Source organism: Kamptonema formosum PCC 10802 (genome assembly GCF_000332335.1).
Classification (GTDB): Bacteria; Cyanobacteriota; Cyanobacteriia; order Cyanobacteriales; family Oscillatoriaceae; genus Oscillatoria.
In genome coordinates, this window is sequence record NZ_KB235948.1 from 5,288,821 (window position 1) to 5,299,211 (window position 10,391).

At 56.5% G+C, this 10,391-nt stretch carries 8 protein-coding genes; 5 read left to right on the forward strand and 3 right to left on the reverse strand.

The features are described from left to right. The 3 genes from OSC10802_RS54730 to OSC10802_RS41405 form a co-directional block, all read left to right on the forward strand. A partial coding sequence (locus tag OSC10802_RS54730) for a DUF11 domain-containing protein (RefSeq protein ID WP_232731734.1) occupies window positions 1-1,839 on the forward strand: 1,839 nt, incomplete at its 5' end. Next, a complete protein-coding gene (locus OSC10802_RS41400; protein ID WP_017719171.1) occupies window positions 1,836-5,879 on the forward strand; it encodes a TonB-dependent receptor in 4,044 nt (1,347 codons plus the stop codon). The genes OSC10802_RS54730 and OSC10802_RS41400, both read left to right, overlap by 4 nt. Next, window positions 5,876-8,149 carry a DUF11 domain-containing protein gene (locus OSC10802_RS41405; RefSeq protein WP_017719172.1) on the forward strand — a complete coding sequence of 758 codons (2,274 nt, stop codon included), beginning with the start codon at window positions 5,876-5,878 and terminating at the stop codon, window positions 8,147-8,149. Before OSC10802_RS41400 ends, OSC10802_RS41405 begins: the two co-directional genes overlap by 4 nt. A 99-nt stretch (window positions 8,150-8,248) precedes the next feature. Here the strand turns inward: OSC10802_RS41405 and OSC10802_RS57030 are convergent, their stop codons facing one another. Both OSC10802_RS57030 and OSC10802_RS57035 read right to left on the reverse strand, forming a co-directional pair. Further along, the gene (locus OSC10802_RS57030) at window positions 8,249-8,455 is read right to left on the reverse strand and encodes a hypothetical protein (protein WP_155968261.1); all 207 of its coding nucleotides are present in this window, start codon (window positions 8,453-8,455) and stop codon (window positions 8,249-8,251) included. A 123-nt stretch (window positions 8,456-8,578) separates the two neighbouring features. Further along, window positions 8,579-8,785, reverse strand: coding sequence for a hypothetical protein (locus OSC10802_RS57035; protein WP_155968263.1), 207 nt, complete (start codon window positions 8,783-8,785; stop codon window positions 8,579-8,581). Between OSC10802_RS57035 and OSC10802_RS0123245 the strand changes: the two genes are divergently transcribed. Then, window positions 8,706-9,776, forward strand: coding sequence for an Ig-like domain-containing protein (locus OSC10802_RS0123245; protein WP_445727655.1), 1,071 nt, complete (start codon window positions 8,706-8,708; stop codon window positions 9,774-9,776). The genes OSC10802_RS57035 and OSC10802_RS0123245 overlap by 80 nt on opposite strands. A gap of 119 nt (window positions 9,777-9,895) precedes the next feature. On the opposite strand, the gene OSC10802_RS57040 is transcribed toward OSC10802_RS0123245, so the two are convergent. Continuing rightward, the gene (locus tag OSC10802_RS57040; protein ID WP_155968265.1) at window positions 9,896-10,102 is read right to left on the reverse strand and encodes a hypothetical protein; all 207 of its coding nucleotides are present in this window, start codon (window positions 10,100-10,102) and stop codon (window positions 9,896-9,898) included. On the opposite strand from OSC10802_RS57040, the gene OSC10802_RS56655 reads away from it, so the two are divergent. Beyond that, complete coding sequence (locus OSC10802_RS56655) at window positions 10,023-10,373, forward strand: Ig-like domain-containing protein (protein WP_445727656.1); 351 nt, start codon at window positions 10,023-10,025, stop codon at window positions 10,371-10,373. The two genes, OSC10802_RS57040 and OSC10802_RS56655, sit on opposite strands and share 80 nt — an antisense overlap. Window positions 10,374-10,391: the final 18 nt, after the last annotated feature.

The window sequence follows — 10,391 nt, forward strand, 5'->3', positions numbered from 1 at the left end:
CCGACGCCAAACCCGACGCCGACTCCAACTCCTAACCCGACACCGACGCCGACGCCAAACCCGACGCCGACGCCGACGCCAAACCCGACGCCGACTCCAACTCCTAACCCGACACCGACTCCAACTCCTAACCCGACGCCGACTCCAACTCCTAACCCGACGCCGACTCCAACTCCTAATCCGACACCAACTCCTAACCCGACGCCGACTCCAACTCCAAATCCGACTCCAAATCCGACTCCAAATCCGACTCCAAATCCGACGCCGACTCCAAATCCGACGCCGACTCCTAACCCAACGCCGACTCCTAACCCGACACCGACGCCGACGCAGGTGACGCCGACGCCGACTCCAACTCCGACGCAGGTGACGCCGATTCCCGTCACGACGCCGACAAACGTAGTGATTCCGCCTGGGGGACAGGTTAACGTCTCCGTTGGCGTGCAAGTCAATCCGGTTCCCACCACCGGCACATCGGTGACGGTGAGCATGGGGGGCAGCACTCCCGTGCCGGTGCAGCAGACAGTGATTATTCCGCCGGCGAACAACCAGCCGCTGACAGATCCCCTGGGGCGAGTTACCGGTTGCGCCGGCGAGATTTTGCCCGACTACACCGGCTTTAGCGTATCCCTCTACGAAGCTGCTGCTGCCGACCCCACCGGCACGAATTTGGCTCAATTGGTGGGTATGACACCCACAGAAGTTCCCGACATTCCCGGCAACAATGTGGCGGAAGGGATAGAGCCGAATCGGGAAAATAGCAATCCGTTCTTCCTCTCCAACGCCGAACAGGGAGACTACAGTTTCCTCCTCGATGTCAGTCGCGACCAGCTGACACTCGGACGGCGGTACATCTTGCTAGTCAGTCCGCCTCCAGGAGGCAGCTTCAGCGAGCGGCGCATCCGCATCGATATTGGCGAGACAGTTAATGGCATTACCCGCTACACCGCCACTTCTCTAGACGGTCGCCCGATTAGCGGCACAGACGGCAGCACCTCTGTAAACGGCACGATCGATATTCGAGATGCTGAGCGCGTCGGGCTCAATTTAGCCGTTCTCGATTTTACTACCGCCGTTTGCCAAGCCCAATCCATTCAAATCCTCAAAACCGGCGACCGCGCTGCAGCGGAACCGGGGGATACAGTTATTTACCGCCTCGCAGTGCGCAACCTTTCCACCACACCCCTGACTAACATTACTGTTAACGACGAACTCCCCCTGGGATTGAGCTTCCGCTCAGATTCCGTGCGGGCTGAATTAGACGGGCAAAAAGTGTCTCTCACCTCCAGCAATCAGGGGAGGCAGGTTAATTTGAGTGCCGGCACTCTAACCCTCGCGCCCGGGAAAGTCCTCAACATCGCCTACGCCGCCCGCCTCACCCCCGACTCCATGCGCGGGCGCGGCATCAACTCAGCAATAGTTGAGGGCCGGCGCACCGATAACGGTGCCGATGTCAGGGACGGTCCCGCCACGCACAAGATAGCGATCCGGCCCGGAATTGTCTCCGACTGCGGCACGATTGTCGGCAGGGTTTTCCTGGACAAAAACTTCGACGGCGAGCAGCAGAAAGACGAGCCGGGAATCCCCAATGCCGTAGTTTTCCTTGATGACGGCAACCGCATCGTCACCGACAATAACGGCCTGTTTTCCGTTGCCAATGCTATTTCTGGCTTCCGCACCGGCACACTCGACCTCACCAGCGTCCCCGGCTACAATATCGCTCCCAATCGCCGTTTCGCAGAGCGCAACAGCCAGTCGAGACTGGTGCGTCTAGAACCGGGCGGCTTGGTGCGCATGAACTTTGGCGTCACTCCAGTCAGGGAGGGAGATAACCGATGAACAATTTGAGATTGGTTTTCCTGTTAGCTCTGATCGGTGCTGCCGACGCTATCGCGCTTAAACCTGCCTGCGCCTCCCCCAAAGTCACCCGCAGCCAACCTATAGGACAAAATACTAGTTTTGTACTGCAATTGCCCGAACAGTCTGTACTGCGGCTGTCAGACAGCGATGTACTGCAAATGTATAAAATTTTCCCGACCGCACCCTCTCGCGCTACAGTAGAAGAATATGATAGCCTCACTGCGGCAAAAATCCAGATTGAAGATGGCTCGCCGGCAGGGGCGCTTTCCCTGAAAGCTTTGTCAGAAAAGGAATCTGGCCTCGGCGGCGAGACGGGAGAGCCGCCGGAACCGGCAGCCGGCCCCCAGCAAGACGCGAAACTGTTCACGCGGAAGAGCTACTTTTTCCGACGGTTATCCGTACAAGACGAGGGGATTGACAAATTATCCCAAAACCCCTCATCCCCCAATCCCGGCACGACCACAGGTGCCAGCAACTCTGGCCAAGTCAGGGAAACTGTGCCTCCCGGCGCTCGCTCCCAATCCCAAATCCCCTCATCCCCCAATCCCGGCACTCCCTCCCAATTGCAGATTGCCAACAGTATCCGAATTGTCTCACCGGCACCGGGAGCCGTGGTGGACGTGCCGGCGGTGACAGTGATCCTGGAATTTCCCACCGGCAAGCAAGTGGAGTTGCTGGTAAACGGACAGCCGGCAGAGCCAAAACTGGTGGGGCGCACAGAAACGGACAGCAGCACCGGCCTGGTGAGGCAAACCTGGTACGGGGTTCCTTTGAAAGAGGGAGAGAACACCCTGGAAGTGAGGGAGCTCGGCGCAGGACAGGCGTCTCCCTCATCCGGCGTAGGACAGGCGTCTCGCCTCTCCATTGTCGTGCGGGGTGCACCGGCACAGCTGAAACTGGAAACCGTAGAAACCCGGATTCCGGCGGACGGGCGCTCAACGGCGACAGTCAGGGGGGTGTTGCTGGACGCCGCCGGCAATCGCTCCGTGCGGGATGAGGTGGTAACTCTGGCGGCGAGTGCGGGGAAATTTACCAGCCCGGATTACGATCTAGCCCAGCCGGGGTATCAAGTTAAGGCGACCGCTGGGGAGTTTTCGGCGACCTTGCAGTCTTCTTTGAGTGCCGGTGCGGTGCGCATCCGCGCCGCGATTCCCAACCCCAACCCGCAACCGCCAACCTTCAACCCGGAGTTGGAAGCGTTTGCGCAGCTGCAGTTTGAGACAGATTTGCGCCCGAGTTTGGTGACAGGGGTTGTGGACTTCCGCCTGGGGCCGAGGGGAACCGATTTCTGGGGGAGTATGCGGGATTTCCTGCCGGCGGATGGGGATAACAGCTACCAGTTCGATGCCCGGGGTGCGGCGTTCGCCACCGGCGCGCTGGGGGGCTGGCTGTTCACCGGCGCGTACAACAGTTTCCGCAACCTGAATCAAACCTGCGACAGGATTGAGGGGCGGCGGCTGTTTGGGGACATTCAGTTTTCCGAGCAGGAGTATCCTATTTACGGGGACAGCTGTTCGCGGGAGACGGTTGCGCCGTCGAGTGACTCGGTATATTTGCGGTTTGAGCGCTCCTCCCCGGTTGCCGGTGCTGACCCGGACTACTTCATGTGGGGGGATTACAGCACCGCAGAATTTTCCACTTCCTCGCAGCAGTTTACCAGCATTACTCGCTCCCTGCACGGGGTAAAAAGCTCTTATAATTTTGGGAACTTGCAATTTAGTGGGTTTTACAGTGGGGGCGTGGAGGGATTCCAGAGGGACACGATCGTGCCAGACGGGACGAGCGGGTATTATTTCCTGTCGCGGAGACTGGTGATTTCAGGAAGCGAAGACGTGTTTCTGGAAGTGGAGGAGCTGGACAGACCGGGGACAGTGCTGTACCGGCAGCAATTGAGCAGGGGTGCGGATTACGAAATTGATTACGACCGGGGGACATTGCTGTTCCGCAGGCCGGTGCAGAGGATAGAAATAGACCCCAGCGGCGCAGTTTTGGTGCGGCGGATTGTAACGACGTATCAGTTCGACAGTCAAAACGGCGATACCAGCATTTGGGGGGGGAGATTGCAGTACCACCTGACGCGGGATGGATCGGCGGGAGGACCGAGTTGGTTTGGCGCAACTTACATGCGAGAAAATCAGGGGGTGCGGAATTTTGAGCTTTACGGTGGGGATTTCCTGCTGTCTTTCGGCTCCGCCGCAAATAATGCCGGTCAAACTAATGGGGTTTCCGGACAGCTGGTTGGGGAGTACGCCCATTCCAGCAACGATTCCGATATTATGGGGGCGGTGAGCGGTTCCGCGTACCGGCTGGATTTGAACGCGCGTTTGGGGACCGCCGCCAGCAGCCGGCTGTATTATAGGTCTACAGAGACGGGATTTTCTAATAACGCCACAACCAGTTTTGTAGCCGGTCAAACGCGCTATGGCGGACAGGTGAGCTATCAGGTTTCGCGGGCTACTCAGCTGCGCGCCAGTTACGACCGCGAGAGAAATCAGGGAGTAGCGCCTAGGGTTTTAACATCCTATCAAGATTTATTTGAGCCGAGACTGGAACAGATTCCAGGAAGTCAGGTGGATAATGAACTGACGACAATTTCAGCGGGGTTGTTGCAGCGTCTGGGAAGGGATGCTACAGTAGAATTTGACTACATTAACCGGCACCGAGAGGACAACCTGCCCACTAATCCTTTTAATGTGAGTTCTAGCCAGTTGCGCTCGCGCTTGACGTACAGATTTACCGACAGCCTGACGTTCCGGGCCCAGAATGAACTCAACCTGTCTTCTGACCAGGATATCATCTATCCCAACCGCACGATTTTAGGGCTGGACTGGGCGGTGTATCCGGGGATTGCGGTGCGCTTGAGCCACATCTTTTTTAATGGGGGACAGTACGAGGAGAATTCGATTACCAGTTTGGATATTACTGGGGATTACAAGGTTGGGCAAGATACGAGTCTGACCGGGCGTTTTGGCATAGTCAACGCCCAGGCGATGACGGGGGCGCTGGGGATTAAACAGGGGTGGACAATTGCGCCCGGACTGAGGTTAGATGGCAGTTACGAGCACATTTTTGGGGACTTGTTCGGGCGCACCGGCGCGGGGGTGCAGTACGCCCAGCCCTACGCTTATGGACAGGGGGCATCTGCCTTGGGCGTGCGGGGGGGAGACTCCTACAGTGTGGGGTTGCAGTATACTGGGAGTGACGATTTTCAGGCATCGGCTAGATACGAGCACCGCACTTCATCTGGGGGGAGCAACACAGTAATTTCAGCGGCGGCGAATGGTAAGATTTCTGGGGCGCTGACGGCACTGTTCAGGTATCAGCTGGCGTCTAGTTCTAACCAGCTGCTGGAAGCGTTGGGGGATACGGTGAATTTTAGGTTGGGGCTGGCGTACAGGGACCCGGCGGATGACAAGTTTAATGCGCTCCTCAGGTATGATTATCGGAGCAATCCGTCTACGATTCCGGACACGATATTTTTGGGGAGCGGGACGGGGTATAATGACCACACCTTTGCGCTGGAAGGGATATACGCGCCCGACTGGCGGTGGGAGTTTTATGGGAAAGTGGCGATGCGGCGCAGCACGTCTTATTTGGCGGATGATTTGGTGGGGAGAGGAACGGTGGGACTGGGACAATTGCGGGCGACATACCGGCTGGGGTACAGGTGGGATGTGGCGAGTGAGGTGCGGTGGGTAACGCAGCCGGCAGATGGGTACGACGAGACAGGTTTTGTGCTAGAGGCGGGGTATTATTTGACGCCGAATTTGCGCTTGTCGGCGGGGTATGTGTTGGGGAATATTACCGACAGGGATTTGGACGGTTCTCGCACCGCCGGTGGGCCATATGTGGGGCTGACGGTGAAGGTGAATGAGCTGTTTAGCGGGTTTGGGCGGCAGTTGCCGGTGGCTGCGCCGCCAGAGGAGTCGCGCGGTGGTGGGAGTGCCGGTGCTGGGCAATTTACTGTTAAACACACTTCGTTAAATATGCAGGTGGGGGGTGAGAAGAAATGGAGATGAACCGTTTTAGGCTGGGCAATCTGAACGCTAGAGATATGGGCAAAACCACTGCCCTGGCAGCACTGTTAATTTGCGGTGCCGGTTGGTGGAGTCAGCCGGTGCGTGCGGAAGGCAGCCGCAGTTTGTATCCTCAAACCGCAACTGGCTCCAGAGCCAACTTGGAGTGGCGCAGTTCCGCTGCTGGTGCCCTGAAGTGGGGTAATATCCTAGAGCGCAGAACACTGCTGAAAGTGTACGCCCAAGCTGGGGAAGTCATCCTGTTGGGATCTAGTGCCGTTAACATACCGAGTAGTACCAGCGGTGACATTCTGATCTATAACCCCGGTCAAGTTACAGGTTCTATAGGCAATGAGACTATACCAGCACCTGGATCGGCTGCTTTTCGCTGTTCCAGTCAGTCCGGAAGAGGCAGGATTAGCACTCGCGCCGAAGAATTAGCTGGCCCTAATACTGTACCGGCGGGCGGAGTCTCTGGTGGCTACACCCCTTGTTACTTCACAGCCCCAACAACTGGCATTTACGATGTTGTTTTTTATGGCCCATCCGGGTTTTCTTCTAATAATAATGGAGCCGCTAGTCTCTTAGGTAAGATCCTAGACGATCCGAACAATTTTAACACCAATCAAGGCTCTAGTGTCTCTAGCTGGGATGTGACGGTAAGAAGTAGCCTGACTTCCACAACAGACATAAATGGAAGGCTCTTTAGTTACGGCCTCAGCCTGTATACCGGGAACGAAACGACGTCAACAAATGGGCGTCCCGTTTTTGCTACAGCCTACGTCGTGACTACAGACGGTTATAGATACAAAACAAACCTGGGAGGAATAGATCCGGCTGGATTTATGATCTATGGCAACCTGAAAGGCTTCCTAGACAGCGATGGAGTAACACCGCTTTATCATGATGTTCTTGGCAATAATAGCAACCTTATAACTATTCAAGGTGGAGCCAGTTTGGCTTTACCTCAGTTTCCCCTCTTTTTGAGCGACGTCAATAATAACATGGAGGCTGAACGGGTGCTATCAGCTCTCGGTATTCCCACAGCGCCGGTAGCGCCAGCGGTCAGCGCTCCCACCTTCACGGGAACAGCCGGGGGGAACAACAGCAAACAGAACACGGGTGGGACTTTTAGTTTCAGCAGCAATATAACGGGCACTTACGAACTGATTATCAGCGGATATCCAGGTCTTCCCGACACTGATCCCAAAAAATTTGACCCTGCCGATCCCAAAAATCGGCTGTTGCGAAACACCATGACCGTATCTGGCACACAATCACTAACTTGGGATGGGAAAGATAATAGCGGCAACTTTTTCCCCCTGGGGAACAACTATGAAGTGCGGGTTATAGTTCACGCTGGGGAATATCACTTTCCACTTCTAGATGTGGAAAGCAGCACTCAGGGGGGGCCAAGCTTTACTCTTCTCAATCCTCCAAGTACCCATCCCCTGGGAGTATCCACAGCCTTCTTCGATGACACTAACTATAAAACTAAAAATGGAACTTCTGTGAGCGTAACAACCTGCGGGACTCCACCTGCAGGCGATCCTGCATTCCCAAAACGAAGTAACCCTATCAACGGTTTTGATTCTGTTAATCAAGCCTCTTATCGCGCTTTCGGTAACTTACCGGGTATTAATGCTGGTACGTCCTGCAATGGGGACTTTGGCGATGCAAAAGGGTTAGACCTGTGGACTTATTTTCCCGGTCTGTCTCCGAAAGGAACGCTCAACATCGTCGGTTTTCCCGACCTAACCATAGCCAAAACCCACACCGGCAACTTCACCGCCGGTGGACAGGGAACCTATACCATCAGCGTCAGCAACGCCGCCAATGCCGGTCCGACAACAGGTACAATTACCGTCACAGATACCTTGCCGAATGGCTTGACATTTGTGTCAGGAAGTGGTAGTGGATGGACTTGCAGCGCCAGTGGACAGACCGTCACCTGCACAAATGCGGGCCCATTAGCAGCCGGTGCCAGCAGCACCATCACCCTGACAGTCAATGCCACAGCAGCGGGGAACGTCACCAACTCAGCCAGCGTATCCACCCCAGAAGAAACCAACACCGGCAACAACAGCGCCACTGACAGCACCACAGTAACCGCACCCAACACCCCGCCGGTGGCAGAAGACAAAACCGCGCCGGCAACCGCGAATAACGTCATAGCAGACGTCCCAACCCTTACCGGCACAGACACAGACGGCACCGTCGTGTCATACACCATCAGTACATTGCCTGACATAAGTCAAGGCAAACTATCTTAAATGGAGTGGAAGTAACTGCAGGGCAAATCCTCACCCCCGCACAAGCCGCGCAGCTGAAATTCCAGCCAACCCCAGCTTCACCGGCAGCGCCACATTCACCTACAGCGCCACCGACAATAGCGGTGCAGTTGATGCCACACCGGCAACCGTCACCATCCCCGTAACCGCACCCAACACCCCGCCGGTGGCAGAAGACAAAACCGCGCCGGCAACCGCGAATAACGTCATAGCAGACGTCCCAACCCTTACCGGCACAGACACAGACGGCACCGTCGTGTCATACACCATCAGTACATTGCCTGACATAAGTCAAGGCAAACTATTCTTAAATGGAGTGGAAGTAACTGCAGGGCAAATCCTCACCCCGCACAAGCCGCGCAGCTGAAATTCCAGCCCAACCCCACGCTTCACCGGCAGCGCCACATTCACCTACACGGCGACAGATAACGACGGGGATTCCGACACCACACCGGCAACCGTCACCATCCCCGTAACCGCACCCAACACCCCGCCGGTGGCAGAAGACAAAACCGCGCCGGCAACCGCGAATAACGTCATAGCAGACGTCCCAACCCTTACCGGCACAGACACAGACGGCACCGTCGTGTCGTACACCATCAGTACATTGCCTGACATAAGTCAAGGCAAACTATTCTTAAATGGAGTGGAAGTAACTGCAGGGCAAATCCTCACCCCCGCACAAGCCGCGCAGCTGAAATTCCAGCCCAACCCCAGCTTCACCGGCAGCGCCACATTCACCTACACGGCGACAGATAACGACGGGGATTCCGACACCACACCGGCAACCGTCACCATACCCGTAACCGCACCCAACACCCCGCCGGTAGCAGAAGACAAAACCGCGCCGGCAACCGCGAATAACGTCATAGCAGACGTCCCAACCCTTACCGGCACAGACACAGACGGCACCGTCGTGTCGTACACCATCAGTACATTGCCTGACATAAGTCAAGGCAAACTATTCTTAAATGGAGTGGAAGTAACTGCAGGGCAAATCCTCACCCCCGCACAAGCCGCGCAGCTGAAATTCCAGCCCAACCCCAGCTTCACCGGCAGCGCCACATTCACCTACACGGCGACAGATAACGACGGGGATTCCGACACCACACCGGCAACCGTCACCATCCCCGTAACCGCACCCAACACCCCGCCGGTGGCAGAAGACAAAACCGCGCCGGCAACCGCGAATAACGTCATAGCAGACGTCCCAACCCTTACCGGCACAGACACAGACGGCACCGTCGTGTCATACACCATCAGTACATTGCCTGACATAAGTCAAGGCAAACTATTCTTAAATGGAGTGGAAGTAACTGCAGGGCAAATCCTCACCCCCGCACAAGCCGCGCAGCTGAAATTCCAGCCCAACCCCAGCTTCACCGGCAGCGCCACATTCACCTACAGCGCCACCGACAATAGCGGTGCAGTTGATGCCACACCGGCAACCGTCACCATCCCCGTAACCGCACCCAACACCCCGCCGGTGGCAGAAGACAAAACCGCGCCGGCAACCGCGAATAACGTCATAGCAGACGTCCCAACCTTACCGGCACAGACACAGACGGCACCGTCGTGTCATACACCATCAGTACATTGCCTGACATAAGTCAAGGCAAACTATTCTTAAATGGAGTGGAAGTAACTGCAGGGCAAATCCTCACCCCGCACAAGCCGCGCAGCTGAAATTCCAGCCAACCCCAGCTTCACCGGCAGCGCCACATTCACCTACACGGCGACAGATAACGACGGGGATTCCGACACCACACCGGCAACCGTCACCATACCCGTAACCGCACCCAACACCCCGCCGGTAGCAGAAGACAAAACCGCGCCGGCAACCGCGAATAACGTCATAGCAGACGGTCCAACCCTTACCGGCACAGACACAGACGGCACCGTCGTGTCGTACACCATCAGTACATTGCCTGACATAAGTCAAGGCAAACTATTCTTAAATGGAGTGGAAGTAACTGCAGGGCAAATCCTCACCCCCGCACAAGCCGCGCAGCTGAAATTCCAGCCCAACCCCAGCTTCACCGGCAGCGCCACATTCACCTACAGCGCCACCGACAATAGCGGTGCAGTTGATGCCACACCGGCAACCGTCACCATCCCCGTAACCGCACCCAAGCGCTCGCCCGGCTGCAGCGTAAACGACACGCCGTCAATCGCCCAAGTAGGCTCGCCACCCCCGCGCTGGTAAGGATAGGCGACTCTGAGA

Bases quoted from the DNA above. Each gene is read 5' to 3' on its own strand.
- OSC10802_RS57040 (WP_155968265.1), bottom strand. From the start codon at position 10,102: ATGTCAGGCAATGTACTGATGGTGTACGACACGACGGTGCCGTCTGTG.
- OSC10802_RS41405 (WP_017719172.1), top strand. From the start codon at position 5,876: ATGAACCGTTTTAGGCTGGGCAATCTGAACGCTAGAGATATGGGCAAA.
- OSC10802_RS41400 (WP_017719171.1), top strand. From the start codon at position 1,836: ATGAACAATTTGAGATTGGTTTTCCTGTTAGCTCTGATCGGTGCTGCC.
- OSC10802_RS57035 (WP_155968263.1), bottom strand. From the start codon at position 8,785: ATGTCAGGCAATGTACTGATGGTGTACGACACGACGGTGCCGTCTGTG.
- OSC10802_RS57030 (WP_155968261.1), bottom strand. From the start codon at position 8,455: ATGTCAGGCAATGTACTGATGGTGTATGACACGACGGTGCCGTCTGTG.